The following is a 26162-nucleotide window of genomic DNA, read 5'->3' as shown; positions in this document are numbered from 1 at the left end:
CAACGGCATCATGCCGCGCCGATTGCGTAAACGTGAGCAATAACAACGCCAATAGCACTCCCTTGCTGCCGGGCTCGACAAACACCGGATTATCCGCATTTCCTTGATCTGACCTTTGGCAGAAAAAAACACTAGGCGCATCATCTCGCTGTGGAGCACAAAGGCCTTATGATCAGGTTGCAATCCCGGGGCACTCGGCTCACGTCGGTATGTCGCGGATCAATATTGAGTAAATTGATGTTGGCCGCTGCATTTTTAATGCACTTACAATACGCGCCCAATTTTCGTTGGATTCCTTTCATGCTCAGCCAATGTAATGGGCTATTCCTGTTTCTCCTGCTACTGCTCTGAGGCATGGCAGCGCAAACCAATACCAGTCTGAATGAGGACGAGTTCGGCAACCATTAGAGCAGGCAAGGGAGGGTCGGTCTGCTAGACTGGCCCTCTTTTTATTCATCTTATTCATCTTGCAAAGGAGTGTTGGATGTCGGGTTCTTCGTGGTGGGACAAGTCCACCGGCCTTGCGCTGTTGACAATACTGCTGTGGGCCTCGCTGGCGGCGCTCACCTCCCGGGTCACCAGCGTGTCGCCACTGGTGCTGGTGGGCCTGGTGCTGTTTTTCTGTGGCGTCGGCGCCCTGCCGTTCTGGCGCCAGTGGCGGGCCCGTCCTGTCAGCTGGCTGGTGACCATCACAGCGCTGCTGCTCTATCACCTGCTGCTGTTCATGAGCTTTCGGCACGCCCCCGTGCTGGAGGCGAACCTCATCAACTACCTCTGGCCCCTCTTCATCATACTGTTCACCCCCTTGCTGCTGCCCGGTCACCCGCTGCACAGCCGTCACTTGCTGGCCGGCGCGCTCGGTCTGGCCGGATCCGTACTGGTGATGGTCAACGGCGAGTTGCAACTGCAGGTCGCCTATCTGCCGGGCTACCTGCTGGCACTGGGTGCCGCCATCATCTGGGGGGCCTATTCGGTGCTCTCCCGCCGTCTGCCACCTGCACCGGCCGTGGTGACGGCGGCGGCCTGTCTGCCCGCCGGACTACTGGCGTTGCTGCTCGCCTGGTGGCTGGAAGGGCCGCTGCCCATTGCGCAGATCCCAGCCGACGACTGGTGGCTCATCGTCGGACTCGCCCTCGGCCCCATGGGTGCAGCCTTCGTTACCTGGTATCTGGCATTGCGGGACGGGGATCCGCGCCGCATCGGGGCGCTTGCCTACCTGACACCGCTGCTGAGCACATTGTTGCTGGTGCTGCTCAACGGAGAGGAGCTGACTTCCCGCCATCTGCTGGCCGGTGCCTTCATCATGGGTGGGGCCCTGCTTGGCATGCTGGGCAAGTCGCCTGCGGCCCGCAAGCAGGAGGAGCCCGCGGCATCATCATTGTCATGACTTCGCAGCCATGAACCAGATGTCATAAAAACGCCATCTTTCCTGCTTAAGCTCACGGCGACTTCCAGTCCCCTGACTCAAGCAGGAATCCTGACGTGAAAATTGCCCACTATGCCTCCCTCTCCTCCCTGGTACTGCTGCTGGTCGCTGGCGTACAGGTCGGCGCCCTGTTTCATGGCTGGCAACAGCTGGATCAGGCCGAGCAAGCCCAGCATCAACATGAACGGCTGCAACAACGGCTGACCGATACCCTGCAAGGCACCTTGCGCGACTACCTGAGCAGCGGCGATCCCCTGCGCCTGGCCGAAGCCCAGACGGTGCGCCAGCTGGCGCTCGGCCAACTAGCACAGCAGGACGAGCAGCTGACAGCCCCGCTGCGCGCCCTGCTCGAGAAGATGGGAGAGCGCATCGATGGCGATTATCTGGCGGCGGGCAAGCTCTCTGGCAACAGCCAGTGGCTGTTGCAAAATGCCGAGAACGAACTGACCACCCAGGCCAGGGCGCTGCTGCGCTACGGCCAGCAGGGAGCCATGGATCCGGATACGGATCAGGCCAGTGCCGAGGCTTACCGCAAAGGGGCGGCCGATCTGCTGGCTGCCCTGCCGGGGCTGGGCCATCTGCGCCAGAACTACATGGAGCAGGCCAGCCCCAAACTGCTGGAGGGGCTGCAATTCGAGCTCGCCGCCTTGCAAAAGCAGGCTGAGCAACTGGCCGCCCTGCCGCCGCTTGGCCTGTTTGAGGCCCCCCTCGCCGACGAGTTCACCCTGGGCGAGCCGGTGCGCAAAGAGCTCGGCGCCCAGCCGCGCAGCGAACTGCTCTCCCTGCTCAAGCGCTATCCGCAAGAGCTGGAAAACAGCCGCAAGGCGCTGCAACAACAACAGGCGGCTCACCAGGCAGTGCAACAGGACATCACTCGCATGCTGCAAGCAAGCGGGGAGATGGGGGAGCAGCTCACCGCAGGGCGGCAGGCCGTCAACCAGGAGCTGGCTCTCATCCTCGGCAGTCTGGCGCTCTGTCTGGTGCTGGTCGCCCTGCTGTTTGCACTGGTGCAGCGTCGCTGGCTGGTCGAACCGCTGCTGCGGCTGCGCGGTGCGTTTCTGCAACTTGACGAGACAGGCCAGGCCGAAACCCTGCCCCCGGGGCGCGAGCGCAACGAACTCAGCGACATAGTCGATAGCTACAACCGGCTCATCGTTCGCTTGCAACTGGATCAGCAGCAGAAAGAGGGTCAACTGTCGGCGGTCTCATTGAGCCTGCAGGGCATGGTCAATCAGGTCGAAGAGATCCACCACAGCACCCGCACCACCGAGCAGGCGGTGGACGAGAGCGACCTGATGATGAGCGAGTTGAACCAGCTGGCTGGCGAGGTCCATCAGGTGGCCGCCGAGATAGCGCAGCATGCCCAGCACAACGAACACTCCATGAGCCAGAGCGAGCTGCTGGTGGGGGGCATGTTGCAAGCCACCGCCCAGACCGGTCTTGCCATCGATGAAAGCGACGTCGCCCTGACCCAGCTCAAGCGTTCGGTGGATGACGTCACCGCCATCGTCGACGTGATAGGCCACATCGCCCAGCAAACCAACCTGCTGGCGCTCAATGCGGCCATCGAAGCGGCCAGGGCGGGCGAGCAGGGGCGCGGGTTTGCGGTGGTGGCCGACGAGGTGCGCCACCTCTCCGCCGATACCCAGCGATCCCTTGGCCAGATCACCGAGATCCTGGTGCGACTCACCCAATCCGGCGATCAACTCGGCACTGTGCTGGCGCGGATCACCACAGAAGCAGCCGCCCAGCGCCAGCAGGCGGAGCAGTTGCGCCAGACCACCCAGGCAGTGAGAGAGATGGCGCGCAGCACAGCCGTCATCGCCCTGCAAGGGGCGGACAACGCCAAGAGCCAGGAGCACAAGCTGGCCAGCTTCGCCGACCTGATCGCTCGCATCAGCCAGCACGCCCGCCAGGGCAGCCGGCTCTCGGTTCAGGTGTCTGAACACATCCATCATCAAGCCAGCCAGATCCCCCGTATTCTCGGCCATCAGGCCTGAATCAGCCGCTGGACTCCCCTCCCAAACGCCCTGCCCCCGCGTCCCGACGCGGGGGCATATCTTTTTTTGTGCCACAAAATTATCTGTTGCATGCAGGTTAACGAAAAAAGTTATACCCCTTGTAAGAGATCCGCCCACATCGGCAAGTCATTTCACTTGAAAACGCTATCAGCGGTGATATGAGTGGGCTGGGAGTGTCCACAACAAGATCCATGATTATTTGCACTCGGTCATATTTTTGAAACTTGGTGGGAACTTTCCATTGATATTTCGCACCGCGAACGTACTCTTGGGATTGTCCGATAGCCAAGAATCGGAACATAAAAAATAAATGATGTGATGAACAGAACTGCACCACCGCAGATGTGCCAAGACGTCGCGGCCGCAGCCGACATAGAAAGAATTTTTTGCCCTACGGGGTCTTGATTGCAATGCCAATACCGAGCGGCGGGCCCTTGCCTGACTGCCGGACAAAAAGCTAAGTCCATAAAATCAGGAGCAATACAAAATGGAAAAAGTGATCTTCAAGCGTGCCGCATTGAGCGCAGCTGTTGTTGCCGCCTTGGTCGCCCCCGGTATGGCATTTGCTGCCGACGAAGCCGGTCCTGCCTATGCTGCCGCCGCCAGCAAATTCTATGAAGAAGGCAAACTCAACGGTGGCCTCTTCTACTTCCAGCGTGATCGTCAGCGTATCGATGGTGACCCGACTGCCGCCAAGAAAGAAGGCAAGTACCAGTCCAACCTGAGCCACGCCACCACTCAAGCCGCTCTCAACTTCAACTCGGGTTATGCCTGGGATATCGTCGGTATCGACGTGGGTGGTTTTGGTGCCTATGACCTGGCCGTGACCGAGAACCATGCGGTCAACCAGGAGAACGAATTCTCCTTCGCCGGCAACAAATGGGGCGAAAACTACAAGGATGGCTCCCCCAAAGGGGGCTTCAGCCTGGCCAATGCCTCCCTGAAACTGAAAGCACTGGACGGCGCCGTCACCGCCAAGGGCGGTCTGACCCAGCTCTACGTACCGGGCGTGATCGGTGTGAACTGGTCCTATCAGCCGGGTACCTACCGTGGCGGCCAGATCGAGGGTAACGTCGGTGGTCTCTACCTGACCTACGCCATCGCCGACGAATACAAGTCCCCCTGGTACAAGGAGACCCAGAAGTTCTCCCGTGCCAAGGCATGGATGGATCCGTTCGCCGATGAAAACGTCATCGACTACATCCAGGGTGTAGCAGCACGTTATACCTTTGAAAACGGCACAGCCGTGACCGGTTCTTACGGCAACTCCGAAAACTACATGGACAGCTACCACTTCAAGCTGGCCCACAAGTTTGACGTGCTGAACGGCCTCTCCACCAGCTACCAGTTCTACGGTTCCGAAACCGACACCTATCAGAAGGGTGGTGCCGACATCGAAACTTATGACGGCATGGCATGGCAGCAAGCCCTGACCGCCGCCTGGGGCATGGGTCCGTACGGCTTCCGTGTGGAAGGTCTGTGGACCAAGGCCGAGGGTAGCGAAGGCAACTACCTGCCCCGTCTGACCCGTGGCTACGGCAACTCCCAGGGCGCGAACGAAATCTGGTGGGACTCCCGCTCCGACTGGAACGCAAACAACGAAAAAGCGCTGTTCTTCGGTGTGACCCGTTCCCTGGATGATCTGGTGGGTGCACCTGGCTGGTCCGTCGGTGTCTCCGGCGCCTACGGCTGGGATATCCAGAAAGGCGACGGCACCAAGGCCACCAACGGTGAAGATACTGAATGGGCAGCTAACTTCGACGTCATGTACACGGTGCAAGATGGCAAGCTGAAAGGCACCCTGTTCAAACTGCACTACACAGATTACAACAACGACATCAGCCAGGGCGGCGGTTGGACCGAATACCCCAACATCTTCGCCTCCGAGCATGACGTCAAGTTCCACATCATAATGCCGTTCACCATACTGTAAGCAGGCGGTGCAACCTCAGCAAACCGGGCCCCTTGGCCCGGTTTTCTTTTTGGTCGCACTCAGGCTACCATGCCCACCTTGGCCACACTCAGGCCGCCACCATGGATGATTTTTATGCCCAACCCCTTCGTGCTCATCACCGGCTGTTCCAGTGGTATCGGCCTCGCCGCCGCCAAGGCGCTCGGTGACCACGGCTTTACCGTGATCGCCTCCGCTCGCAAGGCCGACGATGTAGCACAGCTGCAACAGCAGGGTTTACTGGCTGTACAACTGGATCTGGCCGATACCGCCAGCATTGAGCAGGGTGCCGCCGAGGCACTGGCCCTGGCCGGAGGCCGTCTCTACGGCCTGTTCAACAACGGTGCCTATGGCCAGCCTGGCGCACTGGAAGACTTGCCCACAGAGGCGCTGCGTGCCCAGTTCGACACCAATCTGTTTGGCTGGCATCACCTGATCCGCCAGATACTGCCGACCATGCTGGCAGCCCGGGAGGGGCGCATAGTGCAGAACAGCTCGGTACTGGGGCTGGTGGCCATGAAGTATCGCGGCGCCTACAACGCCAGCAAGTTTGCCCTTGAAGGCTATACCGACACCCTGCGCCTCGAACTTGAGGGAAGTGGCGTGCACATCAGCCTGATCGAACCCGGTCCCATCGATACCCGCTTTCGTGCCAATGCCCACGCCGCCTTCGTGCGCCATATCGATCCGGCACAGAGTCGTCATCAGGGCGCCTATCGCCAGACCCTGACCCGGTTGGAAAAAGAGGGGGCCACCAGCGGCTTCACGCTGCCAAGCGATGCCTGCATTCCGCCACTGCTCCATGCACTGCAGAGCAAGCGCCCCAAGCATCGCTACCCTGTCACCTTCCCGACCCGGTTGTTTGCAATACTGCGCCGCCTGCTGCCAAGCAGCTGGCTTGACCGGATCCTCTCCAAGTCGGCCTGATCCTTGATTCACACAGGGTGAGTAGCACCGCCTGCTCGCCCTGCGGTTGATGATGTGACCCCCGTCTGCCGCTCGCCATCTGTCCCGCAGCCAGGATGAACGTCGATACTCCCCTCAATAGTGCTGGCCGTTGCTGTAATAGTGACTTTTTACGATGGGCAGCACCTGCACCACGACATAAGTTTGCTCCCCCAGCACAGCCTTCAGATGGCGGGTGATGAGCGCAGCAGCGGCATCTTGCATCGCCTGCGGCCGCTCGAACCAGACCAGCTCCACAAACGGGAAGCCAGCTTCGATCGCACCATTGCGCACCCAGCTGCTGTCGACACACTCCAGGGTGACAAATTCAGGCTTGCCGCCAGTGAGGGCGCACAGCTCAGCCAACAAAGGGGTGCTGATCTGCTGGAGGGTATCGACTGAAACGGCCCTAAAACGAAGATGGGGCATGGGAAACCTCTTGGCTGTGACGAATGAGGACTTATCATAGAGAACTCAATCCGCTCACATAAGGTGCCTCATGAGATTTCATCGCACGCTGATTTCCTTCCTGCTCTGCCTGTTGCTGCCTTTGACCGCCTTTGCCGATCCCGCCTTCTATCGGGTGAACAAGGGCGACCAGCAGCACTGGCTGCTGGGCTCCATCCATGCGGGCAAACCCTCCCTCTATCCGCTGCCCGACCCCATAGAGCGCGCCTGGCAACAGAGCCATGCCCTGGTGATGGAAGCTGACCTGACCCACATAGGTGAGGAGCAGTGGCAGGATATGGGCACCATCACCCGCCTGACCGATGGCAAGACGCTCAAGGATCATGTCTCAGCCGATCTCTACCGACGCACCATCATAGCCGCCGGTCAGAACGGCCTGACCGAGACCATGCTCTCCCCGCTGCGCCCCTGGTTTGCCGCCATCACCCTGACCCAGGCCGCGCTCGAGCGCACCGGTTTCAGCAGTGCACTCGGGGTGGATCAGCACTTTGCCAAACGTGCCACCGAGAGTGGCAAGCCCATAGTGGGCTTCGAGACCCTGCTCGAACAGCTCGGCTATCTTGCCAGCGTCGGCGACAACCAGACGCTGATGCTATCCACCACCCTGGATGAGCTTCCCCAGCTGGAAACCGGCTTTCGCGATGTTATGAAAGCCTGGCAGGACGGGGATCAGGCCGCCCTCGTCAGCCTGCTGAAAGCGGAGATGGCGCCGCCCAAGCTGCAAGCCTGGCTGGAGCAAACCCTGTTGGCGGAACGCAACCACAACTGGCTGAAAAAGTGGCCAACCCTGCCAAACGAGAGCTTTATCGTGGTAGGTGCCCTGCACCTTTACGGCGACCAGGGCCTGATCGCCCTGCTGGAGCAGCAAGGGTGGCGCGTCACGCCGCTCACCAATCCAGCCGCGAAATAAACGACAAGGGCATGACGTGAAGGCCCTGCCAAACCGGGGGACTGTCCCCACACGCACTGGGCCGAATGGGAGGAGGCTCACAGATCAGGCTGCCGATTAAATAACCGCAAGGGGACTTGATCGAGATCATCTCGTCAGGCCCAAAGAGGTATCTATCATGCCTGTCATCAATGGGATGACAGGAGTGTGTGAGATGGAATTCTGGATGAACCTGATGTTCGGCAACAGCGTGGGACTCATGTCCATGTTGGTGATTATCGGCACCTTCCTGCTGATCAGTTCCTATGCTGTCTATTTCATCTACAAGGTGATGAGCGCCAAGCCGCCGAAAGAAGAGCAGTAACGCCCTGCGGCAGGCGATCCCCCGATCGCCTGCCCATGTCTCCTGGCTGGCATTGTCTATCGGCCAATAGTGCCCGCCTGTCGGCCAGCGTCAGCCGGCCGATGCTGGCCGCCATTTTCTGACTCGCCCCCGCCCGCTATAATGCCCGCTCATTCCAATGCGGGGAGCCTGCCGTGTCTTGCAACGACGAACTCTCACTGTTTCGCAATGAAGTGGCCGATGTGCGCCCCATTCGCAGCGACAATATCCATGCCCCTGCGGGCAAGTCCGTCCCGACGGAAGCGCAACTGGCCCGCCGTCAGGCGGCTACCGCCGAGCAACTGGCACTCGACCACCTCACCATGGAGGCGGTGGAGATGCGCGATCCCCATGACATCATCGGCTTCAAGCGCGATGGGGTGCAGGAGGGGGTCTACAAGAAGCTGCGACTCGGCAAATATGAGTTGCAGGCGAGCCTGGATCTGCATCAGAAGACCCTCAATGAGGCGCGTCAGGCGCTGGTGCAATTCATTGCGGATTGCGAGGTGCGGGACATACGCTGCCTGCTGATCCTGCACGGCAAGGGGGAGCGCAGCACGCCGCGTGCCCTGCTCAAGAGCTATGTCAGCGCCTGGTTGCCGCAACTGCCCGCCGTCATGGCCATCCACAGCGCCGAGCGCCGCCACGGTGGCAGCGGTGCCCTCTATGTGCTGCTGCGAAAAAGCGATCGCCAGAAGGCGGAGAACCGCGAGCGACACCAGAAGCGGCTCGGCTAGTCAGCAACCGTCATCTGGTCAGGCCCCTTCAGCCAGAGTGGTAAAACGCGCGATGGCAGTGTTAGCATCGATCGGCCCCGATCATGCCAGGTACGGGGTGCATACCATCAGGGACGATAACAAGGACAATCCCATGTCATACCAAAAACTTGAACAACATCAGCAACAGCTGCACCGGCTCTCCCACCTCAGCGCCATCTGCGGCTGGGATCAGGCCGCCATGATGCCGGAGGGCGGCAACGAGGCACGCGCCGAGGCCATGGCCGAACTCGGCGTGCTGATCCACCACAAACGCACAGCCCCCGAGCTTGGCGACTGGATAGCCAAGGCCGAAAGCGAGCCGCTGGATGACGTTCAGCGTGCCAATCTCGCCGAGATAAAACGCCACCGGCAGGATGCGAGCCTGCTGCCCACGGATCTGGTCGAGGCCTTGTCCCTCGCGGGCAGCAAGTGCGAGCACGCCTGGCGCAGCCAGCGCAAAAACAACGACTGGGCAGGCTTTGCCCCCAATCTGAAGGAAGTGGTTGCCCTGTCACGGGAAGTGGCGCGCCTTCGCGCCGAGGCACTTGATGTGCGCCCCTACGACGCCATGCTGGCGCTGTACGAACCCGGCATGACGAGTGCGCGGCTCGATCAGATCTTCGGCGATCTCACAGGCTGGCTGCCCGGCCTGATCCAGCAAGTGAGTGAACAGCAGAAGCATGAATCCATCTTGATCCCGCAGGGGCCCTTCCCCATCGCAAATCAGCAGGCGCTCGGCCAGGAAGTGATGGGGCTGCTCGGCTTTGATTTCGCCCACGGCCGGCTCGATGTGAGCAGCCACCCCTTCTGTGGCGGCGTGCCGACCGACGTGCGCATCACCACCCGCTACAACGAGCAGGAGTTTGTCTCCAGCCTGATGGGTATAGTGCATGAAACTGGTCACGCCCGTTACGAGCAGGGGTTGCCGCGCCAGCTGCTGGGCCAGCCGGTGGCCGAAGCGCGATCCATGGGCATTCACGAAAGCCAGAGCCTGTTTTGCGAAATGCAGCTCGGCCATGATGCGGCTTTCCTGGCTCTGCTGGCGCCGCGCATTCGCGCCCACTTTGGCGAGCAGGCGGCGTTTGCGCCGGCGAACCTGGCGAAGCTCTACAACCGGGTCGAGCCCGGCTTTATCCGGGTCGATGCGGACGAGGTGACCTACCCGGCTCACGTGATCCTGCGCTACGAGCTGGAGCGTGACCTCATTGAAGGACGCATCGAGGTGGCGGATCTGCCCGAGCTGTGGGATGCCAAGATGCAGCAGTGGCTCGGCCTCTCCACCAGGGGCAACTACCAGAATGGCTGCATGCAGGACATTCACTGGACAGACGGCTCGTTTGGCTACTTCCCGAGCTACACGCTCGGCGCCATGTATGCGGCGCAGTTGCGTTTTGCGCTCGAGAAAGAGCTGGGGAACATGAGCAGCGTGATCGAGGCGGGTCGCCTGCCGGAGGTGCTCGCCTGGCTTGGTCGCAACATCTGGTCACAGGGCAGCCTGCACAGCACGGATGAGCTCATCCGCCGCGCGACTGGCGAGGCACTGAACCCGCGCTGGCTGCGCCAGCATCTGGAGCAGCGCTATCTGAAATAACGGATGCGGCGACAGCAAATGAAGAGGGCAACGGGGCAGCGAGACTGCCCCGTTTTTATGGGCAATCCATCACAGCGGGTCGGGGGTGGTGAGAAGCTCGCGCAATTGCAGGATATTGCCTTCCGGATCGAACGCATTGCGCAGCACCAAACCAGGTCCCGGCCACTGCTGGGGCAACAGGCCGCCACCGAGGTCGGCCGCCTTCGCCTCGGCCCAGGCGAGGCTTGGCACGGTAAAGAACAATTTGATCGCCCCCTCTTCCCGCAGGATCGGTGGCACCTGGATATCGATATCGCAGGCAATCGACTCGGGGATGGCGTGGATCAGCAACTGGATGTCGTGATTTTCCATCACCACGAAGCCGGCTTCCTGACTGCGAATGTCCATCTGCAGCAAGGTGCGGTAGAAATGGGTCAGCAGGCCGAGATCCTTGGCGTAGATCAGGGCGCCGGCGCGAGCGGGTCCGGGCATGGTGCAATCCTCCTTGGATGTTGTCACCCCAGATTCTCACACTTGCCCGCCCGGTTCGACCGCTTTCAACCTCGTCATCGGCTCTCTCCCGACGACAATTTTATTTCAATTCCTGTCCGTTTCTGGCTAGTCACTGCGCCCCCTCCCCCTTACTCTCAGCCATACACCCAATGCAGAGCTTGCATCCCATGACCCCACAGCCCGTCAGTGACAACCCTCAGGATGAGGGGATCCCGAGCCTCAGCCGCGAACAGTGCCATGCAGCCCGCCTCGCCCGCGATGCGCGCTTCGATGGCCGTTTCTTTACCGGCGTGCTCTCCACCGGCATCTACTGCCGCCCCGTCTGCCCCGCTCGGCCACCGCACGAGCACAACGTGCGCTACTTCCGAAGCGCAGCCGCCGCCGAGCAGCATGGTCTGCGCCCGTGTCTGCGCTGTCGCCCCGAGCTGGCCCCTTCCGCCAGCGGCGATCTGCCGTCCGGACTCGCCCGTTTGCTGGCGCGGATCGAACGTGGCGAGCTGGCAGACACAACGCTCGCAATGCTCGCGCAGCAGGCCGGGATCACGGAGCGCACGCTGCGCCGCCAGTTCGAACAGCACCTTGGTGCTTCGCCAAAACAGGTGGAGCAGACGCGCCGCCTGCTGCTCGCGAAACGGCTGCTGACCGAAACCGCACTGCCCATCACGGATATCGCATTTGCGGCAGGCTTTGCGAGCATCCGCCGCTTCAACGATGCCTGGAGCCAGGCGTATGGCCTCGCACCCCGGGCACTGCGACAACAGCAAGGGAGTGAAGCGGCGGCGGAAGGTGGCGCTGCACTCACGCTGCAATTGCCGTATCGCCCGCCCTACGATGTGGCGGCCATGCTGGCGTTTTACCGGCTGCGGGCCATCCCCGGGCTGGAGCGGGTCGATGGAGAGGCGTATGAACGGCACCATCGCGTCGGCGATCAGTCCGGCTGGATCCGCATCGAGCAGGGCAAGGGCCATAGCATCAGGCTCACAGTGCATGATCTGCCGCCCGCGGCGCTGCCTGATCTCTTGTATCGCGTGCGCCGCATGTGGGATCTCGACGCCGACATGCAGCGCATCGGTGAGCGACTCGGCCAGGATCCGCTGCTGGCCCCCTTGCAGTCACGCTGGCCCGGAGTGCGACTGCCCGCCGGTTGGGATGAGTACGAGGTGATGCTGCGCGCCATCGTTGGCCAGCAGGTATCGGTCAAGGGCGCCATCACCATCATGGGTCGGCTGGTGGCGCGTACCGAGGCGCAATTCGGCGTGGCCCAGCTGCCCACACCGGCGCAGCTGTGTGCACTGGATCTCGACGGCATCGGCATGCCCGGTAGTCGCATCCGCACGCTGCAAGGGCTCGCCGCTGCGCTCGCGAGCGGTGCGCTTTCCCTGAACACGGCCAGCGACGAGCAATTATTGGCCTTGCCGGGCATAGGCCCCTGGACGGTCGCCTACTGGCGGCTGCGCTGCGGGCAGGATCCGGACGCCTTCCCCGCCTCCGATCTGGTGCTGCAAAAGGCACTGGGGGGCGGCGACAAGCTGCCGGTGAAGGAGGTATTGGCACAAAGCGAAGCATGGCAACCCTGGCGCGGCTATGCCGCGAGCTGGCTGTGGCACGCCATGAGCGAGCAACCGGCACTGCTGATCAACAAGCCATTAACCACCACTGCGAGCCTGGTTTCACCCACAACGGGGAGCAATGCGCCCCAAAGCCATGACGAGGAGATAACCCATGATCCGCTATGACATGTTGCCAACAGACTGCGGCGATCTGCTGGTCGCCATCAACGCCCGCGGCCTGGTGCACGTGGACTTTGTGGCTGGCCTGCGGGCACTGCCCGATATGAGCGGCTGGCAACAAGACAGTGAGGCGCTCGCCCCCTATCTTGCCGAATTTTCCGCCTATTTCGCCGGGCGCCTGCAGCGCTTCACCCTGCCACTCGCCGCCCACGGCACCGCCTTTCAGCAAGCGGTATGGCTGGCACTGTGCGACATTCCCTATGGCGAGACCCGCAGTTACGGCGATATCGCCCGCGCCATCGGCAAACCGGCGGCGGTACGGGCAGTGGGCGCGGCGAACGGTCGTAACCCGCTCTCGATCATAGTGCCCTGCCATCGCGTGATAGGCCAAAACGGCAGCCTGACCGGTTATGCGGGCGGTCTTCCCATCAAGCAGCAGTTGCTGGCGCTGGAATATGATCCGTCACGTTCAGCCAACCAGCCATGAAAACCGAGCGCCTGAAAATAGCGCCAGCCAGTGCCAAACCCGGCGGCCCCCAGCAGTTGCCGGGTTTGGTCCTCATTCAAAGGGAAAAAGTCCCGCTCCAGACGCTGTATCATCTGCTCGCTGGCCGAGAGCGGTAAACCTGCCAGATGGGCCTGCAGGCCCATAACCGCTCGCTCGGTGTCATCTTGCGCCGCCATCAAGTCGGCCATCAGCAAGGGAGATCCCGCCCGGAGCTGACGGGCGATATCCCGCAGTAGCGCCGTTTTTTGCTCAAAGGGAAGGAAGTGCAGTACCAGCAGACAGAGCGCACCGTCACACCCCAGACTCTGTGCCGGTAGCGGCCCTTCCCACCATGTGACCCGCTCGGCCATGTCTGCCAGCTCCGCCCGCTGGCGGGCCTGTGCCAGCATGTCCGCAGAAATATCCTGGGCAATAAACTGCCATTCGGGACAGGACTGGCCCAACAGCAAGAGTTCACTGCCCGTGCCGACCCCCACCAGCAGCGCACGGGCGCGAGGGCCAAGCCTCGTCATCAGCTGGGCAGCACTGAGCTGATGCAGCAGCGCATAACCGGGTACCAGTCGCGAGATGCGCTGATCATAATCTTGTGCCCCGTCACCTTTGAATCGTTCCACCATCTACCCCTCCTTGCTCGTTGAAACCCTTGATACGGGCTCCTGTCGGGAGAAGGTAAAGCGCCATGATGACACCAGGGTTCAGACCTTGTACGCCGCCCACGAGACGACCCGGGGACGGCGGCCAGGAGTGCCGCTAGCTATCTCTCTTGTTTCTCAGGGCCGGATTGAATATTCGCTTGATGGAAGCCGGACTGTTCGCCAGCTTGGCCGTGGGGCGGCGGGGGCGCCTGACCAGTTCGCCGCCGCAGTTGGGGCAAGTCAGTTGCAGATAGTGCTCGCTGCAATCGGCGCAGAAGGTGCACTCGAAAGAGCAGATATAGGCAAGCCCGGTGTCGGCGGGCAGGTCCTTGTCACAACATTCACAGTTGGGCCTGAGTTCGAGCATGGTGGTTGGCCTCAGTGGCAGCGGAAGAAGGTGAGCGACTCAGTCGACGATAAAGAGCCTGGCACCCTGCTCGGTGAAGGATCGATGGGGCTCGGCGTTGTCGGCCACCTGATAGCTCATGCCCGCCGTCAGGGTGAAGACGCGGCCATCCTGCAACTCTGTGTGCAGCTCCCCCTCGATACACAGCAGGACATGCCCCTTGCTGCACCAGTGATCCGCCAGATAGCCGGCAGAATATTCCACCATCCGAACCCGCAGCGTACCAAAGGTTTGGGTATGCCAACGGGCGACGCCGGTTTCCCCCTTGTGCTCGGTCGGCGCTATATCGGCCCAGAGGGTCGTGCAAAACGGCAGGTCTTTGATTTCCATCACAACTCCATTTGTCGAAAAAACGGGGATCCCAAGGACGACTCGCTTGCCCCCACAAAAGGCATCGCCATGCCAGCCGTTGGCCGCGGCATCCAGGGCAAGCGGGCTCTATCTCGCGCGTCTTATACTGCCATCAAACCCACTCCTGTGGCATGCCCCGTCTGGTATCTTGATGGGCCATTAACGCTTGAGGCTCCCCATCACCTGCATTTCGCAGCGGTGACAGTCAAAGCGCAGGCGGAAGGTATCTTTACCCATCTTGAGCTCCAGCAGCTCGGCCTTGAGACCGGGCACCTCTTTCGGGCAGAGGTTCTGGCTGTAGCGGATGCAGTGCTTGGTGATCATCAGCACCACTTCTCCCTCCTCCTTGTTCGCCTCATAGGCGGGGGCGATGCGCTCCACCCCGTGCTCGCGGAAGAACTGCTCGGCGGCACTATTCAGCACATTGCCAAGGTAGGAGAGGCGGTGCTGGGGATAGCTGACATCCCGCAGGGCGATGCGCCGCTCGGGCCTCTGGTAGCTGGCAAGACGAGCCTCTTCCAGCGCGGCTATGCCGTCCCGACGAAGACCGTTGAGCATCGACGCGGCGATGAATAGCGGGTAAGTGAATGCCAACTCAATCTTGCGCGCCACAAACAAGGTATTGCCGAGCTTGCCAAGCTGGTCGCGCGCTTGTTGCAGCGCCCACTCCGGATTGTCGGCAAGCTGTTTGTCGCAGGGAAGCCGGACGGTGGCGCTGATGCCCTGCTCATCGGTGAGATCGAGCCGGATCCCTTCGTCGCACTCAGAGAGCTGCATATCGACCCGGATACGGCGATCCGCGCTCGCCTTCTCCAGCATCTTGCTGAACGCCTGATCGTGATTGCGGTAGATTTCTGTGCCCACTTTCAGACCAGGAATGGACTCGGAGAAGAGTAACTGCTTACGTCCTGCTCTCTCTTCCACCTTGTTGAGGCGCATCCCCACCAGCTCCTTGTTCGGCTTGAAGAAGCCCAGACCGTCACCGTTGTTGAGGCTGACCTGCTTGCCGTCTATCTCGATACCATCTCTGGTGAGCTTCGTAACGCGCCCCAGCGGCTCACCCACGTATTTCGGACTTTGGGTGGAGTCGATCCCCTGTTGGCGACCATGGAGGAAATAATCGGTAGCGCCACGGTTGAAGCTCTTTTTCGGATCCGGCTCGAAGCTGTAGCTGCAACGACCCGCCGAGGCGGCCACCAGATCGGAGCGGCTATCGAGAATGGCGTCGAGCTTCTTGCGATACCAGGCGGTGACGTTCTTGACATAATCGAGCCCCTTGAGGCGCCCCTCAATCTTGAAGGAGCGAATGCCTGCCGCGATCAGCGCCTCCAGATTGTCGGTCTGATCCATGTCCTTGAGCGACAACAGGTGACTGTCGGCCACCAGCACTTCCCCATCGGGCTTTTGCAGCGAACAGGGCAGCCGGCAGAGCTGGGCACACTCGCCACGATTGGCGCTGCGGCCGGTGCGGGCATGGCTGATATTGCACTGGCCGCTGTAAGAGACACAGAGCGCGCCGTGGATAAAGAACTCCAGCTGTACATTGGTCGCTGCGCTTATCTCGCGGATCTGCGCAAGGGACAGTTCGCGCGCCAACACCACCTGAGAGAAGCCCACATCCTGCAGAAACTTCACCTTCTGTGGCGTGCGGTTGTCGGTCTGGGTACTGGCATGGAGCGCTATGGGCGGCAGATCGAGCGCCAGCAGCCCCATGTCCTGCACGATAAGTGCATCGGCCCCCGCTTGGTAGATCTGGTGGGTCAGGCGCCGGGCCTGCTCCAGTTCGTGATCGTGCAGCAAGGTGTTGAAGGCGACAAAGACCTGGGCGCCGAAACGGTGGGCATGGCGCGCCAGCACTTCGATATCATCGAGGGAGTTGCCCGCCGCGCTGCGGGCACCAAAGGCAGGGCCGCCTATATAGACGGCATCGGCGCCATGGTTGATCGCTTCGATGCCGTAGGCGAGATTCTTGGCCGGAGCCAGCAGTTCGAGGCGGTTCAGGGTGTGGTGATGAGTCTGTTGATGCATGGTCTCTGAATCTATCGTCAGACAGAAAATGCCCGTCACTCTAGGCCAGTCACCCTGGGTTTACCTTGATCCCGCTTAAGATCACCGCAAAATACAGGATTGAACGTCTGGCGCTCGCAGCCCGCCCATGGAGCCGGGAATTCGTTCAGCGGCCCTGCCCTCATGGCGCGAGCCGCTGACAAGCGAACCTCAGAGCACCACTTTGAGCGCCAGCCCCAGCAGCACCAGACCACTCACCTTGTCGATGACAAAGGACTTGGCCTTGAGCCAGGCCAGCACTGGGCCGCGAGAGAGTACCAGCGCCACCAGCACGTACCAGACAGCATCTATGCCGCCTGCGGTGAGCATCATGATCCCCCCCTCGTTCCAACCAGTGTCAGCCCGCACAAACTGGCTGAACAGGGCGATAAAGAATATGGCGAGCTGGGGGTTGAGAAAGGCCACCATAAAGCCTTCGAATGCCCCCTGACGGCCACGCAGTTGATGAACCACCTCCTCGGTCTTGGCGCTGACGGGCTTGGCAAGCAACGCCTTGATGCCGAGCCAGGCGAGAAACGCGGCGCCGCCGTAGCGGATCAGATCAAACAGCAGCGGCGTCTGGGTGAGCAGCACCGACAACCCCAGCGCAGTAATAAGCGCATAGATCCCCACCCCAAAGCCGTGACCGAGGGCGGTCGCCACCCCGTGCCCCTGCCCACCCTGCACAGTGTTGCGAATGATCAACGCCAGACTCGGCCCCGGGCTGATGGCCCCCATTACACAGATCGCGGCCAGTGCCAGCCAACTCGTCAATTCCATACCCTTTCCTTGTCTGCACGCTGAATGTAAATATCTAGACTCAGGGTAAGGGGCGGCTTGTTATGCCAGAAGTGAAAGTTGTGAATAGATTCCATAGCCAATGGCTATAGCCTGGTACAACTGACTGGGCTAGCGGGCGCGAACCAGCAGCTTGCGGCTCTCGGCAATGGTGCGCTGCAGGTGCTCCCGCAAGAAGGGGTAAGCCAGCTCGCGAAACCACTTGTGGGCAGGATCCTGATGATGGCGCTGATGCCACAGCAGATGATACTGCTGGGATCGAGTCGCAAACGGCAGATCCTGAAAGGTGAGCCCGTGCTCGCGGGAGAGCTGCCAGGCAATATGGGCAGGCGTCGTCATCAGGCAATCGGTGCGCAGCAACACCTCCACCGCAGCCTGAAAGAAAGGCACACGGGCAAACCAGCGCCTAAGCAGCCCCTGCGGCGCCAGCACCTGCTCTACCGGGCTGTCCTTGTCCCCGCCGCCACTCACCTGCAGATGGGGCCAGGCGAGATACTCATCCAGGCCTAGAGGATTGCCCGCCAACGGGTGGTGGCTGCCCATCAACACCACCAGCCGATCTTCTCCCTGATGCAGACCACGGATCTGCTCCGGCACCAGATCCGTGATAGTGGAGACCAGATCCAGCTCGGATTGCCACAACTGTGGCAGCTGGCGCTTGTCCCACAGACTGTATTCCAGCGCAGCCAGGGGCGCCTCCCTGGCCAGCGCCGCACAGATATCCGGCAGAATATGCTGGGCCACGTAGTCGGATGAGGCGAGTCTGAATACACGCTCGCAGCGGCCAGGGTCAAACCCGGGCGCCTCATAGAGCCGCTCCAGCGCACAGAGGGAGTCAGACAGCTGAGCCGCCAGCGTCTCGGCCCTGGGCGTCAGCAACCAGCGTTGCCCTTCACGCACCAGCAGTTCATCACCAAACTCGTTGCGCAACTGGCCGAGCTGCTTGCTGATGGAAGGCTGGCTCAGGTGCAGCAGCTCCGCCGCCCGGCTGATGTTGCGGGTCTCCAGCAACACCTTGAGGGTAGGCAACAGGTTGAGATTGGCTTTGTGCAAGGGGTGACCCCATCCATGGTGGAAAGCCCTATCTTAGGGCAGAGGCGTCTTTCGTTTTAAGCAAAATTTCCCGCTATTTTCGGCCACAGACGCCACCTGTCGAGCCACCTTGCAGCCAGATGACCATTCAGGTAACCCTTCAGATAACGATGACCACAAGATGACAGTGGTTGTCTCGTGCGGCATAATTGCGCGATTTTCCGCCCGCGGGCGATCCACTTTGAGAAGCGGTAACAAGATGAAATACGCCAATATCACCGGTTGGGGCAAATGTCTGCCTCCCTCTGTGCTGACCAACGATGACCTCAGCACCATCATGGATACGTCGGATGAGTGGATCTATCCGCGTACCGGTATCAAGGCCCGCCGGATCTCCCATGTCAGTACCTCGGATCTCGCCACCCTGGCCGGTCGTCGCGCCCTCGCCTGTGCCGGTCTCGACGCCAGCGATCTCGATGGCATCATACTGGCCACAGCTACCCCGGATAATCTGCTGCCGAGCGCGGCCTCTGCGGTGCAAAAGAAGCTCGGCGCCGTCAACGCCGCCGTGTTCGACCTCAACGCCGCCTGTACCGGTTTCGTCTACTCCCTCTCCGTCGCCACCTCGCTGGTACAGACTGGCATGATGAAGAGGGTGCTGGTGATCGGCGCCGAGCGCCTGACCTATCTGCTGGACTGGGCACGCCGGGACACTGCCGTGCTGTTTGGCGATGGCGCAGGTGCCGTAGTGATCGAAGCAAGCGAGCAGGAGTGCGGCCTTATCGCCAACAAGCTCGGCTGTGACAGTGAAGCGCGAGAAATCTTGCACGTCCCGAACTTTGGTACCGATAGAGTGCGTTTTGCCGATGTCGATGGCCTCTTCACCTTCAACTTCGAAGGACCAGAGATCTTCAAACGCGCCGTGCGCGGCATGGGAGAAGCCACCAGCTCAGTGCTGGCTCAAGCTGGCATAGACCCTGAACAGGTCGATCTCATAGTGCCGCACCAGGCCAACATCCGCATCATCGAAACCCTGGCCAAGCGCATGAACGCCCCCATGGAAAAGGTGATGGTCAACATCGAAAACTACGGCAATACCTCCGCCGCTACCGTGCCCATCGCCCTGTGCGAAGCGCTGGAGCAAGGCCGCGTCAAGCCGAACTCCTATCTGCTTACCGCCGCCTTCGGTGCCGGTCTGACCTGGGGCGCCGCCATCATCAAATGGGGCGATCGCGTCACTCCTGTCGGCAAATGCGATGCCGAACTGCCTCCGTGCGACAAGAGTGCGCTGGAGCTGATTGCCCACGCCGTCGAAGGCTGCCAGAAGGCCCACGCCAACCAGGCCTGATCCTCATCGGGAGCCTGATCATCAGGCTCCTCTCTTCTCCCTTCACCGCCTTCCCGCTCGTTAGATCATCACCACGCTACCGCATCCATATTCCAGTTTTCTCAGTACTCCCCCCCGAATAAGACCAATTCGCAACCAAGTACTTTTTTTGCGCTAACCTTACTGAGCCATTTGTAACTATGGGTTCAGGCGCAGCTCATCCTTCTTGTCACCAGCGGGAGAGCGGCGGGTTCCCATCTCAACTCACGTGCAGGGATAAGTTCGCGTATGACAGATCACAAGACGGCAGAGACCACTGCATTCTGGGACCCGGTGAGCTGGGCATCTTGCCTGGGCATAGGCCTGCTCAGCACCCTCTTGCTGGTGCTGGCTGGCAGCCCCCTGCTTTATCTGCTTGCCAACGGCGCGCTGGCGCTGGGCGCCGCCGTGTGGAACTCACACCACTATCACAACAAGCAGGAGTCAGGACCCCACGAAGAGGAGCAGGCTCATACCTGGTCAGCAGCCCAGCTCAACCATTCCATCATCGGGCTCGAGCAGGTTTGTGAAAAGGCAGTCCCCATCTGGTCACAACAGATTGAAAACTCTCGGCTGCAAACCGAAGAGGCCATGATCGATTTGACCCAGCGCTTTGCGGGGCTCACCACCAAGCTGGAAGAGGCAGTAGCCGCCTCACACGATGCTGCCGGGGATCTGGGGGGGGCAAAGTCGGCAGGCATGGCCGCCGTACTGGCCGAGAGTCAGGCCCAGCTCAATCAAGTGCTCACCATCATGCATTCGGCGCAGGCCAATCGCGACGCCATGCTGGCAGAGATCAAGACCCTTACCGCCTACACCATAGAACTCAATACCATGGCGCTCGACGTGGCCAAGATAGCCTCCCAGACCAACTTGCTGGCGCTCAATGCCGCCATCGAAGCCGCGCGGGCTGGTGAGGCAGGTCGTGGTTTTGCCGTGGTGGCCGACGAAGTTCGCACCCTCTCACGCCTCTCCAGCGAGACGGCCCAAAAGATGACGGACAAGGTCGACACCATCAACACAGGTATCGGACGCGCCTTCCAGATAGCAGAAAGTGCCGCCGCACGAGACCAAGCCGCGGTCAGCGACTCTGAACGCGCCATCGAGCAAGTACTGGAGCGCTTTCGTATGGCTACCACCAGCCTGTCGGAATCAGCCGTCTTGCTGCAGAGCGAGAGCGCAGGGATCCACAGGGAGATCTCCGATGTCATAGTGTCGTTACAGTTCCAGGATAGGGTCAGTCAAATACTCAACCACGTACGCCAGAACATGGACAGTCTCTATGACCACCTGGTTTCTTCCCGCAACAGGCCCCATCAATCCGGCCCCCTCCAGATCGATGCAGACAGCTGGCTGGCTGAGATGGAGCTCTCCTATGCCACCGATGAACAACGCAACATTCACCACGGCCGCCGCCAAGCCACTGTGGTCAACGCATCCAGCAATACAGACGTCACTTTTTTCTAGGAGACAACTATGCCCAAAACAGTCCTGATCGTGGATGACTCGGCAACTATTCGCCAAGTGGTCGGCATGACACTCAAGGGAGCCGGATACGAGGTGATGGAAGCCTGCGATGGCAAGGATGCCCTCAGAAAACTCGACGGCAAGAAGATCAATCTCATCATCAGCGACGTCAACATGCCGAACATGGACGGCATCAGCTTCGTCAAGGAGGCCAAGAAACTGGCCAACTACAAGTTCACCCCCGTCATCATGCTGACTACGGAATCCCAGGACAGCAAGAAGCAGGAAGGGCAAGCCGCCGGGGCCAAAGCCTGGGTGGTCAAGCCGTTCCAGCCAGACCAGATGCTGGCGGCCGTCGCCAAGCTCATCATGCCCTGAGCCAGGAGGCGACCATGCCGCTGCACATAGAGACAGGTGAGCACAAAACCTTGGTCAAAGTATCGGGGGAGATGACCATCTATACCGCCGCCGAGCTCAAGCAGGCACTTACGCCCCTGCTCTACCGCCAGCAGGCGCTGGAGCTGGATCTTTCTCAGGTATCCGAGATGGATAGCGCCGGACTGCAACTGCTGCTGGCCGCCAAGAAAACGATGCAGCAAGGGGGTTCTCCACTGCATCTGGTCATGCACAGTCATGCGGTACTCGATGCGCTGGAGCTGTGCCAGCTGGCTGCTTTCTTTGGCGATCCCACCCTTATTCCCCACGCAGATCACGCCTAGGCAGTCCCAGTGACAAGGAGGCATTCGTGAGCATCAATCTTGATCAGGCCCTGCAAACCTATATAGCCGAGGCACGCGAACTGCTGGAAGAGATGGAGTCTTCCCTGCTGACCCTGGAAAACGACCCGGAGAACAGCGAGCTGATCGGTGCCATCTTTCGGGCGGCACATACCATCAAGGGCTCCGCTGGCCTGTTCGGCTTGCAGCCCATCGTCAGCTTTACCCACATAGTCGAGGATCTGCTCGATCAGGTGCGCAATCAGCAACTGGGGATCACGACTGCGCTCATCAAGGATCTGCTGGAGAGCCGGGATCATATCGAGCGGCTGGTCTATCTGGTTGCAGAGCTAGGGTCGGCGCCAGGGGACGATGAACTGGCGCAAGACGCTCAGCTGAGGCTCAACCTGGCTCGGCATCAAACTGCCAGCCAGAGCCAGCTGCCGGAGTGCACTGCGTCAACCACCCCAGACCCGGTCAGCAAGGAGGAGGGGCACACCAGCGCCACTTCCCTGTGGCACATCTCCCTGCGCTTTGGCCCGGATGTTCTGCGTAACGGCATGGATCCCACCTCGTTTTTACGTTATCTCGGCACCATGGGCACCCTCTGCGCCATCGAAACCCTCCACGATGCCCTGCCCGACTGGGAACATTTTGATCCGGAAACCTGCTACCTCGGCTATGAACTCGATGTCGATACCCAGGCCGACAAGAGCACCCTGAGCGATGTGTTTGAATTCGTACGTGACGACTGCCGCATCACCATACTGCCCCCGCATAGCAAGATTGCTGAATACATAGGCCTCATCAATGAATTGCCGGAAGACAACGACATGCTGGGGCAACTGCTGGTCAAGACAGGAGCGTTGACGTCAAGCGAACTGGCACTGGGCCTGCAAACTCAGCATGACGACCAGCGAACAGAGAACAGCAAGCTGGGAGAAATACTGGTCGCTCAGGGCGCAGTCGACGGAGTCGTGGTGGATGCGGCGCTCAAGAAACAGAACCAGAACAAGGAGAACAAAAACAAGGAGGGACGCTATGTTCGGGTGCACGCCGACAAACTGGATGAGCTGATCAATCTGGTCGGCGAGCTGGTGGTCGCCAGCTCGGGTGCCAGCCTGCTGGCACAGCGCTCGCGGGACAGCCAGCTGCAGGAGGCCAACTCCACCATTGCCATGCTGGTTGAAGAGATCCGGGACGGGGCCTTGCACCTGCGCATGGTGCCCATCGGCGACACCTTCAACCGCTTCCAGCGGGTCGTACGGGATGTCAGCCACGAGCTGAACAAGGACATTGCGCTGGTCATCACGGGCGGAGATACCGAGCTCGACAAGTCTGTGGTGGAGAAGATTGGCGATCCCCTGATGCATCTGGTTCGCAACTCCATGGATCACGGCATAGAGTCGGCCGAGCAGCGCCTCGCGGCAGGCAAACCGGCAAGAGGCACCTTGACTCTCAACGCCTATCACGACTCCGGCAGCATCGTCATCGAGATCCTGGACGACGGTGCCGGACTCAACAAGGCAAGGATCCTGCAAAAGGCGCAGGAGCGGGGGCTGGTGGCCGCCGGCGCAACATTGACGGATCAGGAGATCTATCAGCTCATCTTCGAGGCAGGCTTCTCTACCGCCGAGGCCGTTACCAACCTCTCGGGCCGGGGCGTCGGTATGGACGTGGTCAAACGCAACATCACGGCCCTGCGCGGCAGCGTCGAGCTGGACAGCAAGCCGGGACAAGGCACCCGGGTTCAAATCAGGCTGCCACTGACTTTGGCCATCATCGACGGTTTTCTGGTTCGAGTCAGCACCACCCATTACGTCATCCCGCTCGACATGGTGATCGAATGCGTGGAGCTGACCCAGAGTGCACTGGATGACACCCAGGGACGCAACTACATCAATCTGCGTGGCGAGGTACTGCCATTTGTCAGGCTTCAGCACTACTTCGACGTCGAGGGGGCAAGAGGACGCAGGGAAAACATCGTCGTCGTCAGTCACGGCGGCAAGAAATCCGGGCTGGTGGTCGACGAGCTGCTGGGGGAGTTCCAGACCGTCATCAAGCCGCTCGGCAAGCTGTTTCAGCGCCTGCAGGGGATCAGTGGATCCACCATTTTGGGGGGAGGCGAGGTCGCCCTGATCCTGGACATCCCCTCCCTCATTCAACATGCCATTGATCAAGAGCTGGGCCAGCTGAGCCAGTACGCCATTCCTCGCATGCAAACCCAACCAAGAGCCAATTAACGCCAGGAGCCAGTCATGTTTAAAAACTCCACCATTAAAATGCGCCTCACCATCTTGCTCTGCCTGTTATGCGTGCTGCTGCTGGCGGTGGGCGGGCTGGGACTTTACAACATGCAGAGCAGCAACAAGGGTCTGCAGCGGGTGTATAACGACCGGGTGGTGCCGCTCAAGCAGTTGAAAACCATCTCCGACAATTACGCCGTCGCCATCATAGACAACGTCAACAAGGCCAATGCGGGCCTCACCAGTGCCGAAGAGGCGCTGCAACATATCCAGCAAGCCCAGCAGCAGATCAAGCAGGAGTGGCAGCACTATCAGTCCACCGAATTAACGGGTGCAGAACAGAAACTGTCAGCAGAGGCGGGCAGCCTGTTCAGCGCGGCGGATCGCGATATCTCCCAGCTGGAGCAATTTCTTTCAACCCAACGCGGTGTCATCACAGGTACGCTCAATGACTTTGACGGCAAACTTTATGGCTCCATCGACCCCATCGGCAACAAGATAACCGAGCTGGTCAACCTGCAACTGGATGTCGCCAAATCCGAATATGAGCAGGCCCAATCCTGGTATGACACCATGCTGCTCACCATGATGGGGGTGATAACGGCAGGCATAGTGGCAGCGGCCTGGTTTGGCATCGTCCTCATCCGCAGCATCATTGCCCCCATCAATCAGGCGCTGCAGGTAGCCAACCATCTGGCAGAAGGCAATCTGGATGTCACCATCACCATTGGTGCCCATGATGAAGCAGGCCAACTGCTGATGGCCATGCAGAACATGGTCAACAAGCTGACCTCTCTCATCAACGACATTGAAACCCTGGTCACAGCGGCCGTCGAGAAGGGGGATTTCAGCTACAAGATAGCGCTGGACAACCGGCAGGGGTACATCAAGCGCCTGTCCGAGTTGCTGAACCAGTTGTCCAATGTTACTGACACCAGCCTCAAGGATGTGATGCGCATCGCCACCGCCCTGTCTCAGGGAGACCTGACCCAGAAAATTGAACAACCCTACCCGGGCATTTTTGGTCAGACCAAGGATGGCCTCAACAGCACCATAGACGCCTTGACCGCCATTATCGAAGAGGTGCGCAACGCCGCCGACAACCTCACCAACGCCTCCAATCAGGTCAGTACCACGGCCCAATCCCTGAGCCAGGCCACCAGCGAACAGGCCGCAAGCGTCGAGGAGACCAGCGCCTCCATCGAACAGATGAGTGCCAGCATCAACCAGAATACCGACAACGCCAAAGTCACCGACAACATGGCGAGCGGCGCCGTGCTTGAAGCCACCGAAGGGGGCCGCTCGGTGCAGCAAACCGTGGCGGCGATGCAACAGATCGCCCGCAAGGTGAGCATCATCGATGACATCGCCTACCAGACCAATCTGCTGGCACTCAATGCCGCCATTGAGGCGGCACGGGCCGGTGAACACGGCAAGGGATTTGCCGTGGTGGCAGCCGAGGTGCGCAAACTGGCCGAACGCAGCCAGATAGCGGCGCAGGAGATAGGCGAGCTCTCTTCCAGCAGCGTCGATACCGCGGAAAAGGCAGGCAGCCTGCTCGACAAGATAGTGCCTTCCATTCGCAAGACATCCGATCTGGTGCAGGAGATCAATGCGGCATCCGGCGAACAGGCCAGCGCCGCCAACCAGATCAGCATGGCCATGAGTCAACTTAACCAGGTGACCCAGCAGAACGCGGCCAGCAGCGAAGAACTCGCCGCCACCGCCGAGGAGATGAGCTCCCAGGCCAATGAGCTGCAGCAAACCATGGATTTCTTCTCGCTGGCAAACCTGGCCAAGCCCTCAAAGCCGAGTGACAACTCGCACAGAGGCTCGGCCCCCAGAGGCAAGTTTGTCATGCCTGCCCAACACCCGCTGCACGGCAACACGGCGCCGCAACCCCTGGTTGACGAAGCCGACTTTGTCCGCTTTTAACCG

Annotated in this window: 24 protein-coding genes; 16 read left to right on the top strand and 8 right to left on the bottom strand. The window is 60.5% G+C overall.

The genetic code is table 11. The annotated features are described in order from the left end of the window. Window positions 1-484 precede the first annotated feature (484 nt). The 4 genes from AC1P02_RS10260 (at window position 485) to AC1P02_RS10245 (ending at window position 6325) form a co-directional block, all read left to right on the top strand. Complete coding sequence (locus AC1P02_RS10260; RefSeq protein ID WP_087756325.1) at window positions 485-1387, top strand: DMT family transporter; 903 nt, start codon at window positions 485-487, stop codon at window positions 1385-1387. Between the two features lie 95 nt (window positions 1388-1482). Beyond that, entirely contained in the window at window positions 1483-3426 is a 1944-nt protein-coding gene (locus AC1P02_RS10255) for a methyl-accepting chemotaxis protein (RefSeq protein ID WP_485185279.1), read from the top strand. A 508-nt stretch (window positions 3427-3934) separates the two neighbouring features. Further along, window positions 3935-5380: an OprD family outer membrane porin gene (locus AC1P02_RS10250; protein ID WP_021140526.1), complete on the top strand. Its 1446-nt coding sequence runs from the start codon at window positions 3935-3937 to the stop codon at window positions 5378-5380. 114 nt (window positions 5381-5494) lie between these two features. After that, complete coding sequence (locus AC1P02_RS10245; RefSeq protein WP_021140525.1) at window positions 5495-6325, top strand: SDR family oxidoreductase; 831 nt, start codon at window positions 5495-5497, stop codon at window positions 6323-6325. Between the two features lie 114 nt (window positions 6326-6439). On the opposite strand, the gene AC1P02_RS10240 is transcribed toward AC1P02_RS10245, so the two are convergent. Beyond that, entirely contained in the window at window positions 6440-6772 is a 333-nt protein-coding gene (locus tag AC1P02_RS10240) for a DUF1904 family protein (protein ID WP_005311886.1), read from the bottom strand. Window positions 6773-6842: 70 nt separating this feature from the next. Here AC1P02_RS10240 and AC1P02_RS10235 point away from each other — a divergent pair, with 70 nt between their 5' ends. The 4 genes from AC1P02_RS10235 to AC1P02_RS10220 all read left to right on the top strand — a co-directional run bounded on the left by AC1P02_RS10235 (window position 6843) and on the right by AC1P02_RS10220 (window position 10431). Further along, window positions 6843-7721: a TraB/GumN family protein gene (locus AC1P02_RS10235; protein WP_021140524.1), complete on the top strand. Its 879-nt coding sequence runs from the start codon at window positions 6843-6845 to the stop codon at window positions 7719-7721. A gap of 157 nt (window positions 7722-7878) precedes the next feature. Continuing rightward, complete coding sequence (locus AC1P02_RS10230; RefSeq protein ID WP_085941496.1) at window positions 7879-8064, top strand: DUF3149 domain-containing protein; 186 nt, start codon at window positions 7879-7881, stop codon at window positions 8062-8064. 173 nt (window positions 8065-8237) lie between these two features. Further along, on the top strand, window positions 8238-8819 hold the full coding sequence (gene smrA / locus AC1P02_RS10225; protein ID WP_485185275.1) for a DNA endonuclease SmrA: 582 nt from the start codon (window positions 8238-8240) through the stop codon (window positions 8817-8819). A 133-nt stretch (window positions 8820-8952) separates the two neighbouring features. Further along, window positions 8953-10431, top strand: a complete 1479-nt coding sequence (locus AC1P02_RS10220; RefSeq protein WP_485185273.1) for a carboxypeptidase M32 — start codon at window positions 8953-8955, stop codon at window positions 10429-10431. A gap of 69 nt (window positions 10432-10500) precedes the next feature. Here the strand turns inward: AC1P02_RS10220 and AC1P02_RS10215 are convergent, their stop codons facing one another. After that, a complete protein-coding gene (locus AC1P02_RS10215) occupies window positions 10501-10902 on the bottom strand; it encodes a VOC family protein (protein WP_059169596.1) in 402 nt (133 codons plus the stop codon). A 170-nt stretch (window positions 10903-11072) separates the two neighbouring features. Here AC1P02_RS10215 and AC1P02_RS10210 point away from each other — a divergent pair, with 170 nt between their 5' ends. Together AC1P02_RS10210 and AC1P02_RS10205 are read left to right on the top strand one after the other, a co-directional pair. Further along, window positions 11073-12659, top strand: a complete 1587-nt coding sequence (locus tag AC1P02_RS10210) for an AlkA N-terminal domain-containing protein (RefSeq protein ID WP_485185271.1) — start codon at window positions 11073-11075, stop codon at window positions 12657-12659. Continuing rightward, window positions 12646-13140, top strand: coding sequence for a methylated-DNA--[protein]-cysteine S-methyltransferase (locus AC1P02_RS10205; protein WP_485185269.1), 495 nt, complete (start codon window positions 12646-12648; stop codon window positions 13138-13140). The genes AC1P02_RS10210 and AC1P02_RS10205 overlap by 14 nt, the downstream gene beginning before the upstream one ends. Here the strand turns inward: AC1P02_RS10205 and AC1P02_RS10200 are convergent. From AC1P02_RS10200 to AC1P02_RS10175, 6 genes are all read right to left on the bottom strand, one after another. Then, window positions 13062-13778 carry a class I SAM-dependent methyltransferase gene (locus AC1P02_RS10200; protein WP_485185268.1) on the bottom strand — a complete coding sequence of 239 codons (717 nt, stop codon included), beginning with the start codon at window positions 13776-13778 and terminating at the stop codon, window positions 13062-13064. The two genes, AC1P02_RS10205 and AC1P02_RS10200, sit on opposite strands and share 79 nt — an antisense overlap. Before the next feature lie 133 nt (window positions 13779-13911). After that, window positions 13912-14163 carry a DUF1272 domain-containing protein gene (locus tag AC1P02_RS10195; protein ID WP_058393546.1) on the bottom strand — a complete coding sequence of 84 codons (252 nt, stop codon included), beginning with the start codon at window positions 14161-14163 and terminating at the stop codon, window positions 13912-13914. Window positions 14164-14202: 39 nt separating this feature from the next. Next, window positions 14203-14532: a DHCW motif cupin fold protein gene (locus AC1P02_RS10190; RefSeq protein ID WP_429181731.1), complete on the bottom strand. Its 330-nt coding sequence runs from the start codon at window positions 14530-14532 to the stop codon at window positions 14203-14205. A gap of 180 nt (window positions 14533-14712) precedes the next feature. Further along, on the bottom strand, window positions 14713-16581 hold the full coding sequence (locus AC1P02_RS10185) for a peptidase U32 family protein (protein ID WP_485185265.1): 1869 nt from the start codon (window positions 16579-16581) through the stop codon (window positions 14713-14715). A gap of 189 nt (window positions 16582-16770) precedes the next feature. After that, window positions 16771-17379, bottom strand: a complete 609-nt coding sequence (locus tag AC1P02_RS10180) for a LysE family translocator (protein WP_219591902.1) — start codon at window positions 17377-17379, stop codon at window positions 16771-16773. A gap of 129 nt (window positions 17380-17508) precedes the next feature. Continuing rightward, window positions 17509-18450, bottom strand: coding sequence for a LysR family transcriptional regulator (locus AC1P02_RS10175; protein ID WP_005311863.1), 942 nt, complete (start codon window positions 18448-18450; stop codon window positions 17509-17511). Window positions 18451-18688: 238 nt separating this feature from the next. On the opposite strand from AC1P02_RS10175, the gene AC1P02_RS10170 reads away from it, so the two are divergent. From AC1P02_RS10170 to AC1P02_RS10145, 6 genes are all read left to right on the top strand, one after another. Next, window positions 18689-19777, top strand: coding sequence for a ketoacyl-ACP synthase III (locus tag AC1P02_RS10170; protein ID WP_125728890.1), 1089 nt, complete (start codon window positions 18689-18691; stop codon window positions 19775-19777). Between the two features lie 267 nt (window positions 19778-20044). Then, on the top strand, window positions 20045-21262 hold the full coding sequence (locus AC1P02_RS10165; RefSeq protein WP_485185263.1) for a methyl-accepting chemotaxis protein: 1218 nt from the start codon (window positions 20045-20047) through the stop codon (window positions 21260-21262). Window positions 21263-21271: 9 nt separating this feature from the next. After that, the gene (locus tag AC1P02_RS10160) at window positions 21272-21640 is read left to right on the top strand and encodes a response regulator (protein WP_017412489.1); all 369 of its coding nucleotides are present in this window, start codon (window positions 21272-21274) and stop codon (window positions 21638-21640) included. 14 nt (window positions 21641-21654) lie between these two features. Next, on the top strand, window positions 21655-21981 hold the full coding sequence (locus AC1P02_RS10155; RefSeq protein WP_058393552.1) for an STAS domain-containing protein: 327 nt from the start codon (window positions 21655-21657) through the stop codon (window positions 21979-21981). Window positions 21982-22007: 26 nt separating this feature from the next. After that, on the top strand, window positions 22008-24221 hold the full coding sequence (locus AC1P02_RS10150) for a chemotaxis protein CheA (RefSeq protein WP_485185260.1): 2214 nt from the start codon (window positions 22008-22010) through the stop codon (window positions 24219-24221). Between the two features lie 15 nt (window positions 24222-24236). Then, window positions 24237-26159, top strand: coding sequence for a methyl-accepting chemotaxis protein (locus tag AC1P02_RS10145; RefSeq protein WP_042468398.1), 1923 nt, complete (start codon window positions 24237-24239; stop codon window positions 26157-26159). Window positions 26160-26162: the final 3 nt, after the last annotated feature.

The sequence above is a fragment of the Aeromonas sp. TS_SC_11 genome, assembly GCF_057318915.1.
The sequence above is the reverse complement of the archived record's forward strand: the minus strand, read 5'-3'. Positions and strand labels throughout refer to the sequence as shown.

Excerpts from the sequence above, each read along its gene's own strand:
- AC1P02_RS10215 (WP_059169596.1), bottom strand. The coding sequence starts at position 10,902 with ATGCCCGGACCCGCTCGCGCCGGCGCCCTGATCTACGCCAAGGATCTC.
- AC1P02_RS10180 (WP_219591902.1), bottom strand. The coding sequence starts at position 17,379 with ATGGAATTGACGAGTTGGCTGGCACTGGCCGCGATCTGTGTAATGGGG.
- AC1P02_RS10240 (WP_005311886.1), bottom strand. The coding sequence starts at position 6,772 with ATGCCCCATCTTCGTTTTAGGGCCGTTTCAGTCGATACCCTCCAGCAG.
- AC1P02_RS10165 (WP_485185263.1), top strand. The coding sequence starts at position 20,045 with ATGACAGATCACAAGACGGCAGAGACCACTGCATTCTGGGACCCGGTG.
- AC1P02_RS10220 (WP_485185273.1), top strand. The coding sequence starts at position 8,953 with ATGTCATACCAAAAACTTGAACAACATCAGCAACAGCTGCACCGGCTC.
- AC1P02_RS10230 (WP_085941496.1), top strand. The coding sequence starts at position 7,879 with ATGCCTGTCATCAATGGGATGACAGGAGTGTGTGAGATGGAATTCTGG.
- AC1P02_RS10185 (WP_485185265.1), bottom strand. The coding sequence starts at position 16,581 with ATGCATCAACAGACTCATCACCACACCCTGAACCGCCTCGAACTGCTG.
- AC1P02_RS10200 (WP_485185268.1), bottom strand. The coding sequence starts at position 13,778 with ATGGTGGAACGATTCAAAGGTGACGGGGCACAAGATTATGATCAGCGC.
- AC1P02_RS10250 (WP_021140526.1), top strand. The coding sequence starts at position 3,935 with ATGGAAAAAGTGATCTTCAAGCGTGCCGCATTGAGCGCAGCTGTTGTT.
- AC1P02_RS10245 (WP_021140525.1), top strand. The coding sequence starts at position 5,495 with ATGCCCAACCCCTTCGTGCTCATCACCGGCTGTTCCAGTGGTATCGGC.
- AC1P02_RS10235 (WP_021140524.1), top strand. The coding sequence starts at position 6,843 with ATGAGATTTCATCGCACGCTGATTTCCTTCCTGCTCTGCCTGTTGCTG.
- AC1P02_RS10195 (WP_058393546.1), bottom strand. The coding sequence starts at position 14,163 with ATGCTCGAACTCAGGCCCAACTGTGAATGTTGTGACAAGGACCTGCCC.
- AC1P02_RS10190 (WP_429181731.1), bottom strand. The coding sequence starts at position 14,532 with ATGGAAATCAAAGACCTGCCGTTTTGCACGACCCTCTGGGCCGATATA.
- AC1P02_RS10210 (WP_485185271.1), top strand. The coding sequence starts at position 11,073 with ATGCAGAGCTTGCATCCCATGACCCCACAGCCCGTCAGTGACAACCCT.
- AC1P02_RS10145 (WP_042468398.1), top strand. The coding sequence starts at position 24,237 with ATGTTTAAAAACTCCACCATTAAAATGCGCCTCACCATCTTGCTCTGC.
- AC1P02_RS10160 (WP_017412489.1), top strand. The coding sequence starts at position 21,272 with ATGCCCAAAACAGTCCTGATCGTGGATGACTCGGCAACTATTCGCCAA.
- AC1P02_RS10170 (WP_125728890.1), top strand. The coding sequence starts at position 18,689 with ATGAAATACGCCAATATCACCGGTTGGGGCAAATGTCTGCCTCCCTCT.
- AC1P02_RS10155 (WP_058393552.1), top strand. The coding sequence starts at position 21,655 with ATGCCGCTGCACATAGAGACAGGTGAGCACAAAACCTTGGTCAAAGTA.
- AC1P02_RS10260 (WP_087756325.1), top strand. The coding sequence starts at position 485 with ATGTCGGGTTCTTCGTGGTGGGACAAGTCCACCGGCCTTGCGCTGTTG.
- AC1P02_RS10205 (WP_485185269.1), top strand. The coding sequence starts at position 12,646 with ATGATCCGCTATGACATGTTGCCAACAGACTGCGGCGATCTGCTGGTC.